This is a genomic window from Paenarthrobacter sp. NPDC018779 (genome assembly GCF_044391085.1).
Lineage (GTDB): Bacteria > Actinomycetota > Actinomycetes > Actinomycetales > Micrococcaceae > Arthrobacter.
Window position 1 is genome coordinate 1 of sequence record NZ_JBIRZS010000029.1, and the last position, 15,297, is coordinate 15,297.

General features: G+C 63.8%; 13 protein-coding genes. 7 read left to right on the plus strand and 6 right to left on the minus strand.

Annotation, left to right across the window (positions count from 1 at the left end; all coding sequences use genetic code 11):
• Nucleotides 1-352: 352 nt before the first annotated feature.
• The 6 genes from ACH488_RS20110 to ACH488_RS20135 form a co-directional block, all read right to left on the minus strand.
• The gene (locus ACH488_RS20110) at nt 353-1,696 is read right to left on the minus strand and encodes a DUF1524 domain-containing protein (protein WP_397326335.1); all 1,344 of its coding nucleotides are present in this window, start codon (nt 1,694-1,696) and stop codon (nt 353-355) included.
• 128 nt (nt 1,697-1,824) lie between these two features.
• On the minus strand, nt 1,825-2,763 hold the full coding sequence (locus ACH488_RS20115) for a methyltransferase family protein (protein WP_397326336.1): 939 nt from the start codon (nt 2,761-2,763) through the stop codon (nt 1,825-1,827).
• Between the two features lie 47 nt (nt 2,764-2,810).
• Nucleotides 2,811-3,569, minus strand: coding sequence for a MerR family transcriptional regulator (locus ACH488_RS20120; RefSeq protein ID WP_397326337.1), 759 nt, complete (start codon nt 3,567-3,569; stop codon nt 2,811-2,813).
• Nucleotides 3,570-3,644: 75 nt separating this feature from the next.
• Nucleotides 3,645-4,283, minus strand: coding sequence for a PadR family transcriptional regulator (locus ACH488_RS20125; protein ID WP_397326338.1), 639 nt, complete (start codon nt 4,281-4,283; stop codon nt 3,645-3,647).
• 387 nt (nt 4,284-4,670) lie between these two features.
• The gene (gene nadE / locus ACH488_RS20130; protein ID WP_397326339.1) at nt 4,671-5,492 is read right to left on the minus strand and encodes an ammonia-dependent NAD(+) synthetase; all 822 of its coding nucleotides are present in this window, start codon (nt 5,490-5,492) and stop codon (nt 4,671-4,673) included.
• Nucleotides 5,493-5,604: 112 nt separating this feature from the next.
• Nucleotides 5,605-6,621, minus strand: a complete 1,017-nt coding sequence (locus ACH488_RS20135; RefSeq protein ID WP_397326340.1) for a LacI family DNA-binding transcriptional regulator — start codon at nt 6,619-6,621, stop codon at nt 5,605-5,607.
• A 215-nt stretch (nt 6,622-6,836) separates the two neighbouring features.
• Here ACH488_RS20135 and ACH488_RS20140 point away from each other — a divergent pair, with 215 nt between their 5' ends.
• The 7 genes from ACH488_RS20140 (at nt 6,837) to ACH488_RS20170 (ending at nt 15,291) form a co-directional block, all read left to right on the plus strand.
• Complete coding sequence (locus ACH488_RS20140; RefSeq protein ID WP_397326341.1) at nt 6,837-7,682, plus strand: sugar phosphate isomerase/epimerase family protein; 846 nt, start codon at nt 6,837-6,839, stop codon at nt 7,680-7,682.
• A 138-nt stretch (nt 7,683-7,820) separates the two neighbouring features.
• Entirely contained in the window at nt 7,821-8,828 is a 1,008-nt protein-coding gene (locus tag ACH488_RS20145; RefSeq protein ID WP_397326342.1) for a Gfo/Idh/MocA family protein, read from the plus strand.
• Between the two features lie 269 nt (nt 8,829-9,097).
• Complete coding sequence (locus ACH488_RS20150) at nt 9,098-10,630, plus strand: ABC transporter substrate-binding protein (protein ID WP_397326343.1); 1,533 nt, start codon at nt 9,098-9,100, stop codon at nt 10,628-10,630.
• A gap of 6 nt (nt 10,631-10,636) precedes the next feature.
• The gene (locus ACH488_RS20155) at nt 10,637-11,578 is read left to right on the plus strand and encodes an ABC transporter permease (RefSeq protein ID WP_397326344.1); all 942 of its coding nucleotides are present in this window, start codon (nt 10,637-10,639) and stop codon (nt 11,576-11,578) included.
• On the plus strand, nt 11,575-13,485 hold the full coding sequence (locus ACH488_RS20160; RefSeq protein WP_397326345.1) for a dipeptide/oligopeptide/nickel ABC transporter permease/ATP-binding protein: 1,911 nt from the start codon (nt 11,575-11,577) through the stop codon (nt 13,483-13,485). The genes ACH488_RS20155 and ACH488_RS20160 overlap by 4 nt, the downstream gene beginning before the upstream one ends.
• On the plus strand, nt 13,482-14,369 hold the full coding sequence (locus tag ACH488_RS20165; protein ID WP_397326346.1) for an ATP-binding cassette domain-containing protein: 888 nt from the start codon (nt 13,482-13,484) through the stop codon (nt 14,367-14,369). Before ACH488_RS20160 ends, ACH488_RS20165 begins: the two co-directional genes overlap by 4 nt.
• A gap of 61 nt (nt 14,370-14,430) precedes the next feature.
• Nucleotides 14,431-15,291, plus strand: coding sequence for a sugar phosphate isomerase/epimerase family protein (locus ACH488_RS20170; protein ID WP_397326347.1), 861 nt, complete (start codon nt 14,431-14,433; stop codon nt 15,289-15,291).
• Nucleotides 15,292-15,297: the final 6 nt, after the last annotated feature.

Genomic DNA, 15,297 nt, shown 5'->3' on the forward strand with positions numbered 1-15,297 from the left:
TGGGCAGATCTGTTGGCCATCACCGGGCAGTTTTACTGGCCACCAGCGGGCACATCAACTGGCCGCCCGTGGGCAGAAACCAATGGCCATTGACAGTCACGGTTTCTTCAGTCGGGAAGACGCCAGAGCAGGTGCCGCGACGCGTGCGTAAATAGTGACCGACCGTTTGTAGCGGCTGCTCCGGACTTGGGCTCTGCTGCGCAGGGGATTCCGGCCATTTTGTGCAAGGCGGCAAAACCGTGGGTGGAAAACCAGGGTGGAAACCGTCCCAACAGGCACATGTCCAACAAAAAATGATGCCCCCGCAGGACCCTGCGGAGACATCATTCTTGGCTAACCCGGTGACAACCCGTTACTCACACGCGACGCCGTCCTTGTCCCTGTCGAGTGCTGCACGGTATCCGGGCTGCCCGGCGTACAGCGGCGCGGCACCAGCCGCTTTCGCGGCCGCGCAATTGGCGTAGTAAGCCGCAGCCGGGGCGGGCGCAGGAACCACAGCCGGTGCCGGTGCAGGCGCCGGGGCGGGCGCAGGAACCACAACCGGTGCTGGAACCGCCGCCGGTGCAGGGGCTGCGGGTGCGGGCTCAGCTACCGTCGCGGGAACAGTTGCCGGAGTCGGCGTGGGCGCAGGTGCTGGGGCCTTTTCGTTGGTTGGCGCAGCCTGGTTCGGGCAATCCGCAAGGATCCGGGCCATGGCATCGTGCTCCGCCTGCGTTACCCAGAGGCTGTAGGTGGCCTTCACGGAAATCTGCCGCGCGACGTATTCACAGCGGAACGACTTGCTCGGCGGCAGCCAGGTGGCGGCGTCGCCGTCGCCCTTCTGCTGGTTGGTGGGACCGTCCGTGGCCTGCAGGTTCAAGGGATCGTTCGCCAGCGCGGTGCGTTGCTCGAGGCTGAGTTGCTGGGCTCCCTTTTGCCAAGCGTCGCTGAGTGCTACCACGTGGTCGATTTGCACGGCGGTGCTGGTGGCTGCACCCCGACGGAAGGCGATGGACTTGGCGGTATAGGGGTCCGCGAGCATCCCACTCTGGATTTTGCAGGGGACGCTGTTGGTGTAAGCCACCTGGGTGAGGTCACGCTTCAGTATGTCATTGCGGGTATCGCATCCGTTGCGGTCAACGTCAGCCCATGCTTGGCCAAACTGTGCGCGGTCGTAGCCCGTCTTCGGGGCACGACCCTTGATGGCGAGGGTTGCCAGGACGTCGAGGGCTTTGGAAGCGTAGGCGGGCTGGGCATGCGGAGCCTTGTAAGTGGCGCTGGCAGCGAGTTCAGTGGTGGTCTCCGGGTCCAGTGGCGCGACCGAATCAGATTCCGAGGCCGTTGGAGACGGAGTAGCGCTGGCGGAGGAGCTGGGTTCCACCAACTTCTGGGCTTCGGCAGCAGCCTGTGATGCCTCAAGGTTCTCCTTGGGCTTGGCCGGGCTCAGGGTAGCCCCCACGACGAACAGGACCAATGCGCCGGTCAGCACGATTGCCCCGGAACGACGACCACCGGGGATCAACGCCCAGGAACGCCGACCCGTGACGGCGACATAGATACCGGTCACCAGGGCAAAAAGCCCCAACATGATGAGCACTCCACCGAAGCCCGAGGCAACAGCGCTGATCACCAGGAAAAGCAAAGCAACAATGCCCACGCAAACGGTGGAGGTGGGCAGCCGGAATGAACCCGTTCCGGGCGGTGTGTGATTAGACAAGAAAAATCCCCATTTCGAACATCGGACCGTGAGTCGACGGCCGATAAAAAGCGCCTGTGGCTGGACGCCCTCGGGGATTCTAGTATCGAAATTACAAGATTGTGATTTGCCGCGGATTGTTACAGGAACTACAGGGGAGATCCGGACTGCGCGCGCAGCCTCGGAATCCAGCACTGGACGTTGGCCCGGTAGCGACGGAAGTCTTCCCCGAACCGTCCCTCCAGATCGGCCTCCTCAAGGGGACGTACGGCATAGTTCCACACCAGGGATCCCGCCGCCGCGTAGGTTATTACCATCCACGAGCCCAGCATCAGGCCAACCGCCACTCCCTGCCCGATCCCCGCTACGGCCATGGGGTTTCGCACCCATCGGTACGGTCCGGCAATCACCAAGCGGTTAGGCATCGCCGAGGGCAGCGGAGTCCCGCGCCCGAGCGTCGACATCGTGATGGCAGAGGACACACCGAGCGCACTCCCCAAAAGGAACACCGACGCCCCGACTGCCCCTACCCATGCTGGAAGCCCGGCCGTAACACCCCACCGCTGTTCCAGAAAAGCCAGAATCCAGGGGATCAAGCCAAGGAACAACCCCCAAAAGAACAGCAGTTGCAGCATGGTGCTGGCCACGTGGGGCACCGCGGTGACCCGCTCGCCGGCGGCGCGGAACGCGAACGGCCCTTTGAGGATCCACTCTGTTGGAACACGCCCAAAGATCATGAGACACGCGGCCACCAGCGACCCCGCGCTGGCGGCTCCCATGAGAAGGACGCCCCACCCAGCTTGCGTCGTGATGGTCGCGTACAGGGCAAGTACGACGGCGACAGTCACGGTCCAGCCAGCCGTCACCTTCACGGCTACCCGGCTTCCCAGCGCTGCCGCGGCAGAGGCGATGACGAACAGCGGCACGTCGAAGATGGCGACGAGTACCGGATCCAGCCCTCCCAGGGTGGTATCCCGAACCCAGATGGACCCGAAGACCAAGATCCACCAAGCCAAACCGGCCATGGATTGAAACGCGAAGTAGCATCGCCCCCAGGAAGCGTGGGATGCAGGAACCGTGCTCGGCATGAAAGTGATGCTACTGCAGTGTCCGGGTCCCGGTTCAGCGCGGGGCTCTACAGATTCGCCTCCGCGTAGACCCGGAGCGCGTCCCGTACGAACGCGGCTCCGGCTTCCCCACCGTAGTTGGCCGCAAAGCGCGGATCGGCAACGTACATCTCACCCAGCCCTATGACGTAGCCCTTCACGTCACCGCCGGGTGCAGCCGAGGGCGTTCCCGGGATACCTCGCAGCCATTCGACGTGCCGCCGTGCGAGATCCTGCGCCTCGGCACTGTCCGGAGCAACGCCCGAACCAGCGGCGGCGATCCAGTCGCTGCCCAGCTTCTGGGCCCTGTCTTTCCAAGCCTGCTTTTCTTCGGAGCTCATTCCCTGCCACCACGCGTCACTCGCGGCGTAGGCGTCCTTGCCCCATCGCTCCTCCACCTCGTCCTTGTACTGAGTGTGGTCGAAGCCGTCAAACATGTCCTGTGCCATGTACTTTCCATCCCCTGTCAATGTCGCAATGGTTTGCTGCACGGACGCGATCTGCCGTGCGAGCCGGTCCCGTTCCTGTCCCAGCCATTCCAGATGGCCGCTCAGGGCTTTGACGGTGTCCGTCTCCCGGGAAAGAACGTCCGATATCGCCGGCAAGCCCAGCCCGAGCTCCCGCAGGAGCAGGATGCGCTGGAGCTGAACCAGTGCCGGACCGTCGTAATAGCGGTAGCCATTGTGGGCGGTCCGGCTTGGCTTCAGCAGCCCGATGTCGTCGTAGTGACGCAGCGTGCGACTGGTTGTGCCTGCCATCTTGGCGATTTCCTGGATTGACCAGTCCATCCGTCCTCCGTCCTGTGCTTGTTCTTCGACAGTAGAGGTTGACGTTACGTCAAGGTCAAGGGGATGAATTCGGAACTAGTCAGCCAGGATCAGGTAGAGCGCACGACGTGTCTCGTCGAGCTTTTCGATGGCGGCCTGGCGCTGCTCGTCGGTGGCGGCGGAACGGAACTGGTGGATGACGCCCATGAGCTTTCCAACGCTCTGGTGGAAGGCTGCGCCAGTGGAGTCGGCCTCCGTGTTCCAGGCGTTGGACAGTTCTTCCTCGTGCTCGGCGATGTACGCGCGGCCGTCTTCTGTAAGGGTGAATTCGGTGCGACGACCCTCGCCGACGGCGACGATCAGCCCTTCATCGACCAACTGCTGCAGCGTGGGGTAGACCGAGCCGGGGCTGGGACGCCAGGCCCCGGAGGTCTTTTCGGCAATGGTCTTGATCAGTCCGTAGCCGTTCGAGGGAGCCTCTGCCAGGAGCGACAGAATTGCTGCCCGGACGTCGCCGCGGTTGCGACGCGGACCACCCGGGCCGAAGCCCCGTGGGCCGAACCCGCCGGGTCCGAAGCCTGGTCCAAAGCCGGGACCGAAGCCCGGACCAAAACCGCCTCCGCCGTGGCCGCCCGGGCCGCGCCGGCCCTTCCCTCGGTTGAATCGGCCGCGTCCGTGGGAGTCGGCGCCATGCTCGGGGAAGGAATTTTCGTGGTGTTCGTGGATGCCTTTCATAACAGCATCGTCCTTTCGATAGGTACCACCGATCGAGTATCGGCGATAGTTAACGATATATCGGTAACTATCGTGTCGTCAAGGGGCGTTGGGAGAGGGTTCGGCGGGAAGGGGGTGTTTGGTGGGAGAGGGCTCGGCGGGGAGGGGGTGTTTGGTGAGAGAAGGTTCGGCGGGAGGGGGTGTTTGGTGGGAAAGGGTTTGCGGGAAGGGGGTGTTTGGTGGGAGAGGGTTCGGCGGGAAGGGGGTGTTTGGTGAAAGAGCGCTGTTAAAGCCCGACGGCGGGTGCGGACTTCGCGTGAAGTCCGCACCCGCCGTCGTGATTAAGGCAGCGCTTCGGCCGGTGGTCGATCGGCAGTCAGCGAGCCGATTAGTGCGCCCGGGCGAGGGCTATTTCCACCAGGTATCGAAGATCGTGACCGGGACGGTCCGCTTGTGGCGGGTCCGGAGGTACTTCTGCTCAATGAGCTCGGCTGCGTCCTCGGCGATGTCGCGACCCTCCAGATAATCGTCGATCTGGTCGTAAGTGATGCCGAGCTCGTCCTCGTCGGTCCGGCCGGGCTTGCCGTCCAGGAGGTCGGCAGTGGGGACCTTTTCCCACACGCGGGAGGGGGCGCCCAGTTCAGCCAGGAGTTCGCGGTTCTGGCGCTTGTTGAGGCCGAACAGCGGGAGGATATCCGCGCCGCCGTCGCCGAACTTGGTGAAAAAGCCCGTCACTGACTCGGCGCCGTGGTCGGTGCCGATCACCAGGTAATTGTGTTCGCCGGCCAGGGCGTACTGGGCGATCATGCGGGCGCGGGCCTTGGTGTTGCCCTTGTGGAAGTCGGAGATCGCGGCACCGGTGGTCTTCTCGAACTCTTCCTCGAAGCCGTCCACGGCCTGGGAGATGTTGAAGGTCCACTCGGTCTTGGCCTTGATGAAGTCGAGCGCGGCCTGGGCGTCGTCCTCGTCGTGCTGGACGCCGTAGGGGAGTCGGACGGCAACAAAGTTGGCGTCAACGCCCGCGGCTTCAAGCTCCTCGACGGCCAACTGGGCAAGCCGGCCTGCCAGCGACGAATCGATGCCGCCGGAAATGCCGAGCACGAAGCCCTTGGTGCCCGTGGCCTTCAAGTATTCCTTCAGGAAGGCAACCCGTTTGCGAACCTCCTCTGCAGGATTGATCCGGGGCTGGACGCCCATTTCCTCAATGATCTTGGCCTGGAGTTCGCGCATGTGTTCAACACTAGCCAGCGCTGTTGTGACCGCTCAACCATATTGCCCCGCGCGGCCCAACTAAGTCGCAGATCAGGTCGTTCCCAGCGCTGGGAGCGGCGCGAACTGCGACTTAGTTGGGTGCAGCCCCGGTGGAGCCTCGGACGGTGAGATGCGTGGGCATGACCGAACGGCTCCGGCTGCCGCCGCCGGCCAGGGGATTGAGCTGGGCCAAAAGCATGGACACCGCCACTCGGCCGGCCTGTTCAATCGGCGAGCTCAACGTGGTCAGTGGCGGGTTGCAGAAGTCGGCACCGAAGATGTCGTCGCAGCCCACGATGCTCATGTCTTCCGGCACGCGGATACCCCGTTCGCGCAGGCGTTGCAGCATCCCGATGGCGATGAGGTCATTGAAGACAATGCACGCGGTAACGCCGCTGTGGACGGTGGCGTCTGCGGCCGCTGCCCCGGATTGGGTCTTCGGGGCGAACGGGCCAAGGAGGCGCATGTCGATCCCGCGGTCCTCCGCGGCTGCGGACAGGACGGCCCAGCGGCGGGAGCCTGATTGGGAGACGACGGGGCCGGAAAGGTAGGCCACGGACGTGTGCCCCAGCGAGATGAGGTGGTCCAGCGCCTGCGTCATGGCCGACGGCGTATCGATGATGACTGCCGGCACACCGTCCACGTCCCTGTTGACGGTGACCATGGGCATCCGCAGCGCCGCGTCGGAAAGAGCGGAGTCATTGAGCCTGGACGCGGCAACAATTACCCCGTCGGCGCTTTTCCGGAGTTGCTCCAGGGTGCTGGCCTCAACCTCGTCCGACTCCTCGGTGTCCACCAGGAGCTGCGTGTAGCCGGCGGCTTTGAGCTGGAGCTGCGTCCCGCGGATGAGGTCGAAGTAGAACGGGTTGGTGATGTCCGGGACCAGGACACCCACGGCCCCGGTCTTCCCGGAACTCAGTGCCTTCGCCTGGGAGTTCGGCGTGTAGTTAAGTTCGACGGCGGCAGCCTGGATCCGCTGCCGGGTGCGGACATTCACGCGGTCGGGATTGGTCAGGGCCCGTGAGACGGTTGACGCTGCGACGCCGCACAGCGCGGCAATGTCATGGATGGTGGCAGGACGGTCTGCTGCCACGGGTGGCGTCGCCATGGGCGTTCCTCTCTGAACAAAAGGATTCCGTGAGCGTGGAATCCTGCTGTGACCGCTGCCACAGTGTGGATCAACCGTGCCACACTTGCAAACTTTTGGCAATCGGTTGTCAATGGCGTGCCAAGCTAGCTAGACTCAAACGGACAAGACCCGCTGTGAACTGCATCACCGCGCACCAGCCCTGAGCTTGGGTGCCGCCCCATCAAGGAGAATTTGTGACTCAACCCAGCGCCGTGTGGAGCCTGTCAGGTTTCGGCGATGAAGTAGACCCCGACCCCGCCATCCAGGCCGCCGTGCTGCTCGCGCTCGGAGCGAGCCATATCGAGGTGCGCAGCGCCTGGGGGACCAACGTCTCGGAACTGCAGCCGGCCGACGTCGAGCGCCTCAAGGCGATCCTCGACGAAAAGGGCCTGAAAGTTTCGGCGGTGGCCAGCCCGATCGGAAAAGTGGACGTCAGCCTGCCCGTTGAGCACGAGGTGGAACGGCTCCGGCAGATCATCTCCGTGGCCAAGGGCCTGGACACCAAGTACGTCCGGATCTTCTCCTTCTACCGTGCTGAGGGCCAGAGCCAGCAAGACATCCGCGACGCCGTGATCGAACGTATGGCAGCGCTGGCCGCGGAAGCTGCAAGCGAGGGCATTGTGCTCCTCCACGAAAACGAAAAGGGTATCTACGGAGATACCCCGGAGCGTGTCCTGGACATCATGGAAGCCGTGAACTCGCCGGCGCTCCGGGTTGCCTGGGACAACGCCAACTTCGTCCAGGTGGGCGTCAAGCCCTATACCCAGGGCTATGCCATCCTGCGCCCGTACCTCGAGTACTTCCAGGTGAAGGATGCCCTGGCGTCCACGGGCGAGGTTGTACCTTCCGGCGAAGGTGACGGCGAATTGGACGAGACCATCGCCGCGCTGGCAGCAGATGGCTTCTCCGGTTTTGCCTCGCTTGAACCCCACCTCGCCCAGGCCCACGAGCTCGGAGGGTTCTCCGGACCGGTGGCATTCGGTGTTGCTGCCCGGGCGTTTGCCGGGCTCGCCGCCAAGAACGGCGTCAGCCTGGCCTGATGCCAGGGCGTCCGGCACCCGGCGCATTCGCTAGCCGTGGCGTCCGCCAACCTGGGCCCCTGGTGTGCACGGCACATAACACCGCCGCGCACACCAGGGCGGCCCAAAACCAACCCATTCCTTCGAAGGAGCAGGAACATGCCAACAGCGGCCGTCATCGGTTGTGGTGACGTATCGAGTGTCCATTTAGCGGCGCTGGCAACCATGGCTGATGCCGAATTGGTTGCGGTCTGCGATACCAATCCCGAACGTCTGGAAGCGGCGGCAGCTGCCCACGGCGTCCCCGGGTACGCGAGCCACCTCGACCTGCTCGAAAAGGTGCGTCCCGACGTCGTACATATCTGCACGCCACACCACCTCCACGCCTCAATAGCCGCCGACTGCCTTGAAGCCGGGGTGGGTGTCATCGTCGAGAAGCCGCTGGCGCACACTCTCGAAGAGGGGCGGCGCCTCATCGAGGTGGCGGAGCGGAGCACGGCGAAGATCGCCGTCTGCTTCCAGAACCGCTACAACGCGACGTCGCAAGCCATGCGGGAACTGCTCGACGGCGGCACGCTGGGCCAGGTGCTGGGAGCGTCGGCCACTGTGATGTGGCACCGTACGGGTGACTACTACCGCGACCGGCCGTGGCGTGGCACGTGGGCCGGAGGTGGTGGCGGGCTGATGATGAACCAGGCCATCCACACCGTGGACCTGCTGCAATGGCTGGTGGGTGACGTGGCGAAAGTTGAAGGCCATGCCTCCACCCGGGCGCTTGCCGGCGTGATCGAGGTGGAGGACACCACCGAGTTCGTGGCTGAGCATGAGAACGGGGCGCGCAGCGTCTTCTTCGCAACGCTGGCCAATGCCGTGAACGCACCCGTGACGCTGGACATCGTTACGGAGAACGCCACCCTTAGCCTCCGGGGCGAGCTGACCGTCACGTACGCCGACGGCAGGGTGGACGTGATTCCCGAGCGCACCCTGGAGTCCGGAGGCCGGGCTTATTGGGGTGTTTCCCATGAGCTGCTGATCCGGGACTTCTACGCCAAGCTCCACCATCCGGAGCCGTTCTGGATCAGCCCTGCCGAGGCGGCCAAGTCGCTGCGGATCGTGAAGGACGTCTATGCCCAGAGCTACCCGGACATGCTGGACCGGGTGGGCTGACCTTCCGCCTGACGCACCCAAGTAGGTCGCAGTTGTGCACGTTATGAGCCCCGTCAAAACGCGCACAACTGCGACCTACTTGGGTGTTCGCGCACTGACTCCAGAAAGCAGCTTGGCAACAACTTTAGAAACTTTTGACAATCGGTTGCCAAAAGCAGCCAAAGACCGTACTGTAAATCCCACACCCCAGAAATATGTGGCCCAGGCCACACCTTCTAAGCTCTGATCCGATCCCGTTCGCATCAGGCAAGACTCTTTAGGAGCCGACAATGAAGTTAGGTCCCAAGGCGGCAGCAGCTGCCCTTGTACTGAGTGCCTCTCTCGCGCTCACGGCCTGTGGCGGCGGTGGAGCCGGCGCCGGTTCGAACGCCGGCGGAACCACCGTCACGGCACTCACGTTGGGAACCCTCCGCGACCTTACCTCGTGGGACCCGGCCCAGGCCCACGTTGGCCACGCGCTGCAGCCCTACCAGGCGGCGTACGACTCGCTGATCCTTCGCGAACCGGACGGCAAGCTGAGCCCCATGCTGGCCACCGCGTGGAAGTACAACGACACCAACACCAAGCTCACCGTGGACCTCCGCACGGACGTCACCTTCAGCGACGGCGCCAAGTTTGACGCCGAAGCGGCCAAGGCCAACCTGGACCACTTCAAGAAGGCCAACGGTCCCCAGATGGCCCAGCTCAGCTCGGTATCCGACGTTGCCGTGGTTGACGCGGACACCATCGACATCAACCTCACCGCTCCCGAACCCGCCCTGGAGTTCTTCCTCAGCCAGGCCGCCGGCCTGATGGGCAGCCCCAAGGCCTTGGGCACCGACGCCATCAAGACCGTCCCCGTCGGCTCCGGCCCGTACGTGATGGACAAGGCAGCCTCCGTCAAGGATTCCCAGACGGTCTTCACTGCCCGTGAAGGCTACTGGAACAAGGACCTCCAGAAGTACAAGAAGCTGACGCTCAAGGTCCTGCTTGATCCGACGGCCCGCACCAACGCGCTGGTCTCCGGCCAGATCGATGCCACGCTCCTTGACCCCAAGAACGGCAAGCAGGCCGAGGGCGCCAAGATGAAGCTCGAAACCAACCAGGTTGACTGGTCCGGCCTCCTTCTCCTGGACCGCGACGGCACCAAGAATCCTGCTCTGGGCAACGTCAAGGTCCGCCAGGCCATTAACTACGCCTTCGACCGCAAGACCATCCTGGACCAGGTGATGCTCGGCCAGGGCACGCCCACCTCCCAGCCGTTCGGCAAGGACAGTGGTGCCTGGAGCGAAGAGTTGGAGAACTACTACAGCTACGATCCTGCCAAGGCCAAGCAGCTCCTGAAGGAGTCCGGCTTCGAGGGCAAGGTCAGCCTCGACGTTCCTACCCTTCCGGGCGCTGAAACCCTGATCTCCGTGCTCAAGCAGCAGCTGGCCGATGTGGGCATCACGCTGAACCCGGGCGCCGCCATCACCAACACCTTCACCGCGGACGTTGCAGCCCAGAAGTACCAGGCACTGTTCTTCAACCTCTTCCAGGGCGAGCCCACGGTTGCGATCGACCAGATCGTTTCCACGAAGGCCCTGTACAACCCGTTCAAGTCCACTACTCCTGAGCTTGAGGAGAAGATCCAGGCTGTACGCACCGCCGGTGACGCAGCTGGCGACAAGGCCAAGGAAGTCAACAAGTACGTAGTTGAGCAGGCCTGGTTCGCCCCGCTGTTCCGTGTGAACCAGATGTACTACCACAACGACAAGGTGAACGTGGTTCCCCAGGCCCAGCAGGCCGTTCCGTCCATCTACAACTACTCGCCTGCCAAGTAGGACCCCATGATCAAGTTCATTGCGAAAAGGCTGGGCAGCGGGGTGGTGGTGCTGTTCGTCGTCTCGGTGCTCACCTTTACCCTGCTGTACACAGCCAGCGGAAGCATTGCGCAAAACATCCTGGGCGACCAGGCAACCCCTGAACAAGTCGCCGCTAAGGAACACGAACTGGGACTCGACCAGCCCCTCTTCGTTCGCTATTTCGCCTGGTTGGGCGATGCCTTGAGCGGAAACCTCGGAGCCTCGTGGTTCACGTCCGAGCCGGTGGCCAACTCCCTGGCCACGCGGATCCCCGTGACCATGACCATGGTTTTCGCCGCAATGATCCTGATCGCCCTCTGCGCAGCACTGATTGGTGTTGCGGCAGCCGTAAAGCGCGGCTGGGTGGACAGGGTGGTCCAGATTGGCGCGATCATTGGCGACTCCATTCCGGGGTATGTGATCGGCGTGTTCCTGGTTACCATCCTGGCCATCCAGCTGGGCATGTTCCCCGCTACCAGCACCATCTCGCCTGAGGTAGGGCCTGAAGCGTGGATCGTCTCGATGACCTTGCCGGTCATCGCCCTCCTGATCAACGGCGTGACCGGCGGTGCCCAGCAGATCCGCAGTGCCGTCATCAAGCAGCTCGAACGCGACTACGTCCGCACCCTCCGCAGCCGTGGCATCGGCGAGCGGGAGATCCTGTTCAAGCACGTCCTGCGCAGTGCCGCCCCCGCCGGCTTGACGGTCCTGAGTCTCCAGCTGATCGGCATGCTGGGCGGCGTGGTGATCATCGAGCAGATCTTCGCCCTTCCGGGCATGGGTCCGCTCGCAGTTGCGGCCACTGGCCAGACTGACCTTCCCGTAGTCATGGGAGTGGTGATGTACACCGTGGTGGTGGTCATCGTGGTGAACCTCTTGGTGGACATCCTCAATGGTTGGCTCAACCCGAAAGTGCGTGTGTCATGAGCGATTCCATAAATTCAACAGCAGACCTTGCGGCCAACCCCGCAACAGGCCAAAGCGGCACCGTGGTCCGTTCCACCGTGATGCGCCGGCTCATCAAGAACCCCCTGGGCATCGCTGCCCTCGTCATCCTGACAACCATCGCGTTGCTGGCCATCTTCGCCCCTGTGCTGGCTCCGTTCGAAGAGAACTTCGCCAACATCAGCAAGACCCTGGCGGCCCCGGACTCCACCAACATCCTGGGAACGGACAGCGCAGGGCGGGACACGTGGAGCCGGTTGCTCTTCGGCGCCCAGCTGACCCTGCTTTCGGCCTTGCTCTGTGCAGGCGTGGCCATCGCCATCGGCCTCCCGGCAGGACTCATCGCCGGGTACTACGCCGGCAAGTTCGAGGCCGTATCCAACTGGGTGGTCAGCATCCTCATGAGCCTGCCCGGCCTGATCGTCCTGCTCACCATCCGTGCAGCGTTCGGCCCGTCCGTGTGGATCTCCATGATCGCTTTCGGCATCCTGATCAGCCCGTCCTATTTCAGGCTCACCAGGGCTGCCGTCCAGTCGGTGCGCAATGAGTTGTACGTCGACGCGGCCCGGGTTTCAGGCCTCTCCGACGTCCGGATTGTTGCCCGCCACATCTTCTCCGTGGTCCGCGCACCGATCATCATCCAGACCGCCGCGATCGCCGGTGTGGCCATCGCCATCCAGTCCGGCCTGGAATTCCTGGGCCTCGGCGATCCCACTAAGGCAACGTGGGGCGTCATGCTCTCCGAGGGCTTCAAGAACGTCTACCTGACGCCCACGCTCCTCCTCTGGCCGGCCCTCGCCATGGCTTTGACCATCGGCGGACTCGTCCTGCTGGGCAACGCCATCCGCGATGCCCTGGAAGACGGCGAAAAGATCAAGCACCGCAAGAAGCGCACCCCTGCTTCGGGCACAGCCGGCGCCAGCACGACGGCGGAACCCGCCAAGGCGCGCCCGTCGCGTAAGTCGGTTGCCGCCGTCGAGCTTGGAACCGAGCACCACCTGGTCAAGGTGACCAACCTCGGCGTCGGGTACCCGCAGGCGGATGGTTCCATCAAGAAGGTGGTGGACGATGTGTCCTTCCACGTGGACCGCGGCGAGATCCTGGGCATCGTGGGGGAGTCCGGTTCGGGCAAGTCGCAGACCGCATTCTCCATCCTGGGCCTGCTGCCGGACAACGCCCGGATCGTGGCCGGTTCCATCCAGTTCGACGGCAACTACACCGTGGCCCCGGGCGAGGACCGCGTCAGCCAGGAACGGTTGTCCAAGCTGCGCGGCAAGCGGATCTCCTACATTCCGCAGGAACCCATGAGCAACCTGGACCCCGCGTTCACCATCGGGTACCAACTGGTCACGCCCATGGTCCGCGTCCTGGGCATCTCCAAGGCGGAGGCCCGGACCCGGGCGCTCAAGCTGCTGACCGACGTGGGAATCGTCAACCCGGAGCGGACGTTCGCCGCCTACCCGCACGAAGTTTCCGGCGGTATGGCCCAGCGGGTGCTGATCGCAGGAGCGATCAGCTGCGAACCGGACCTGGTGATCGCCGATGAGCCCACCACAGCCCTGGACGTTACCGTGCAGGCCGACGTGCTGGACCTGCTGCGCGAGCTGCAGCAGCGGCTGAACATTGGCGTCATCCTGGTGACCCACAACTTCGGCGTTGTCGCCGACCTCTGCGACCGGGTGGCCGTGATGCAGAACGGCCGGCTCGTGGAGGAAGGGACCGTCCGGGACATCCTCCGGAACCCGAAAGAGAAGTACACGCAGACCCTGCTGGGGTCCATGCTTGAAGGTAAGACGCCCATGACCATGCTTGTCTCCCCGCCGGAGGGGCCCGTTTCCCACGCAGATTCCGGTACGGGCCGCGTAGCAGAGAAGGAGCCGGTGGCATGACTGCTTCCCAGAATCCAGGGCAGGAAGCCCCGCTGCTGTCCGTGGAAAACCTGGTGGTGGAGTACCCCAGCAAGAGGTTCCGCGCCAAGCCGTTCCGGGCGCTGACGGACATCAACATCACCATCGGCCAAGGTGAAACCCTGGGGCTGGTGGGGGAGTCCGGATCGGGCAAGACCACCCTTGGCCGGGCCGTGCTTGGCCTGGCTCCGGTCACGGCCGGGAAAGTCATTTTCGAAGGCAACGACATCAGCAACGCCTCCCGCAAGGAGCGGCGCACGCTGAGCAGGGACCTGCAGGTGGTCTTCCAGGACCCCTACACCTCGCTGAACCCGGCCTTGGAAATCGGCGACATCCTGGCCGAGCCGCTTGGCGTGCAGGGCATGGCAGCGGCTGAAGCGAAGAAGCGCGTGCGCGAGCTGCTCGACCAGGTGGGACTGCCGTCGGACGCGATCCACCGGCTCCCGCGGGAGTTCAGTGGAGGCCAGCGGCAGCGTGTGGCAATTGCCAGGGCCCTGGCGCTCTCTCCCAAACTGATCGTGTGCGACGAACCCGTCAGCGCCCTGGACCTGTCCACGCAGGCCCGCGTCCTGGATCTGTTCCTGCAGATCCAGAAGGACACCGGGGTCTCCTATCTGTTCGTTTCCCACGACCTCGACGTGGTGCGGCACATCAGCCACCGAGTCGCCGTCATGTACCGCGGAGAAATCGTGGAGCAGGGACCTGCGGAAACCGTCACCCGCGACCCCGAACATCCCTATACACAGCGGCTGTTGTTGGCTTCGCCGGTGCCTGATCCGGACCGCCAGGAACAACGCAGGGCCGACAGGCACCGCTTGCTCGAGCAGCAGCGCCAACAGACCGAACAGGCTGGCGCCGCGGCGTAATTGCCGCGCCTTGCCAGCACATCAAGAGGGCCTTAGCGGGCCGGAACCACGGAGGAAAACAGTGGCCAAGATAGGCGTACAGGCGATGATGCTCAAGGAGAGCTTCGCCGAAGTGGGAGCGTTCGAGACCCTGCGCAAGGTCAGCGCAATCGGCTACAACGCGGTGGAGGTCTCCCAGATCCCCATGACCCCGGAGAACGTGGACGAATTGGAGCGTGCCCGGACGGAACTGGGCATGGACATTGCTGCTTTGTCCGTAGCGGTGGAAGGCCGCAAGGGCTTCCCTGTGGAGTCCCTGGCCGAGAACTTCGACAAGATCGTGGATGACGCCAAGCGCCTGGACTCCACCCTGCTGCGCATCGGCATGCTGCCCTTCCCCGCCATGAAGTCTTTGGAAGCCGTGGTGGACTTCGCCAAGACGGCCAACGGGTATGCCGAGCGCCTGCAGGAGCACGGAATCAGCCTGTACTACCACAACCACCACGTGGAGTTCGCGAAGTTCGATGGCAAGTACATGCTGGACGTCATTGCCGACAATTCGCCCGCCATGGGCATGGAAATCGACGTGCACTGGGTCCAGCGCGGCGGTCTGGACCCGGTCCGGACCCTGCAAAAGTACGCCGGAAAGACTGCCATGGTGCACCTGAAGGACTACCGGATCGGGCAGATGCCCGAGTCGTCCTTCGCGCTTCTGGAGCAGGGCGATTTTGCCGGGTTCATGGCCGAGTTCAAGAACGTGGTCCAGTTCGCCGAGGTGGGTGAAGGCAATCTCGACTTCCCGTCTATCGTGCCCGCCGCCGTCGAGGCCGGGGCGCAGTACCTCCTGGTGGAGCAGGACGAACTCTACGGCCGCACGGTGTGGGACGCCCTCCAGACCTCACACGACAACCTGGTGGCCATGGGCCACGGCGACCTTTTCTAATTCTTC

Bases quoted from the DNA above. Each gene is read 5' to 3' on its own strand.
- nadE (WP_397326339.1), bottom strand. From the start codon at position 5,492: ATGCGCGAACTCCAGGCCAAGATCATTGAGGAAATGGGCGTCCAGCCC.
- ACH488_RS20145 (WP_397326342.1), top strand. From the start codon at position 7,821: ATGCCAACAGCGGCCGTCATCGGTTGTGGTGACGTATCGAGTGTCCAT.
- ACH488_RS20165 (WP_397326346.1), top strand. From the start codon at position 13,482: ATGACTGCTTCCCAGAATCCAGGGCAGGAAGCCCCGCTGCTGTCCGTG.
- ACH488_RS20160 (WP_397326345.1), top strand. From the start codon at position 11,575: ATGAGCGATTCCATAAATTCAACAGCAGACCTTGCGGCCAACCCCGCA.
- ACH488_RS20135 (WP_397326340.1), bottom strand. From the start codon at position 6,621: ATGGCGACGCCACCCGTGGCAGCAGACCGTCCTGCCACCATCCATGAC.
- ACH488_RS20150 (WP_397326343.1), top strand. From the start codon at position 9,098: ATGAAGTTAGGTCCCAAGGCGGCAGCAGCTGCCCTTGTACTGAGTGCC.
- ACH488_RS20115 (WP_397326336.1), bottom strand. From the start codon at position 2,763: ATGCCGAGCACGGTTCCTGCATCCCACGCTTCCTGGGGGCGATGCTAC.
- ACH488_RS20120 (WP_397326337.1), bottom strand. From the start codon at position 3,569: ATGGACTGGTCAATCCAGGAAATCGCCAAGATGGCAGGCACAACCAGT.
- ACH488_RS20155 (WP_397326344.1), top strand. From the start codon at position 10,637: ATGATCAAGTTCATTGCGAAAAGGCTGGGCAGCGGGGTGGTGGTGCTG.
- ACH488_RS20125 (WP_397326338.1), bottom strand. From the start codon at position 4,283: ATGAAAGGCATCCACGAACACCACGAAAATTCCTTCCCCGAGCATGGC.